The following is a 637-nucleotide window of genomic DNA, read 5'->3' on the forward strand; positions in this document are numbered from 1 at the left end:
CGGCGGCCAGCGCGGCGTGCGCGTCGCGTAACCGGTCGGCCCCGGCGGCCTGGACGATCGCCGACCTGATCAGCGGATGCCGGAACCTGACACGCACACCATCGGCCACGACCAGCCCCGCCCGGATCGCGGGATCCAGCGCGGCCCCCTCGATCGGCGCACCCGCCAGCAAAGACGCGGCTCGCGTGTTCTCCTCGATCGCGTCGTCCTCATTGACGGCGGCGACCAGCGCCAAAATCCTCGTCCCCGCGGGCAACACCGCGAGCGCCTGGGCGAACGTGCGCTCCAGTCGCTCCGTCAACGGCAGCCTGCTGGAGGCCAGCAACTCCTGGTCCTGCCGGGACGCCAACCCGGCGAACTCGATCAGCGCGAGCGGGTTGCCCGCCGCCTCGGCCAGCACGCGGGCGCGCAGCGCGACACCCAGGTCGGGCGCGACCCTCGCCAGCAGCTCCGCCGCCGCCTGGCCGGTCAGCGGTGGCACCGTCAGCGCGGGCAGCCCTGACGCGGCGAGCCTGGCCTGCGCGTCGGCGTCGTCGCGCAGGGTCGCCAGCAGCACCACGGCGTCCGAACGCAACCGGCGGCCGACGAACGCGAGCGCCTCCCAACTCGGCTCGTCCAACCAGTGCGCGTCCTCGAC

The 637-nt window shown here is 74.4% G+C and carries 1 pseudogene; it reads right to left on the bottom strand.

Features of this window, described 5'->3' with window-relative positions:
- Positions 1 to 619, bottom strand: a pseudogene (locus Psi02_RS39825) (LuxR family transcriptional regulator); the annotation flags it as partial.
- Between the last annotated feature and the right edge of the window lie 18 nt (positions 620 to 637).

The sequence above is a fragment of the Planotetraspora silvatica genome, assembly GCF_016863315.1.
Classification (GTDB): domain Bacteria; phylum Actinomycetota; class Actinomycetes; order Streptosporangiales; family Streptosporangiaceae; genus Planotetraspora; species Planotetraspora silvatica.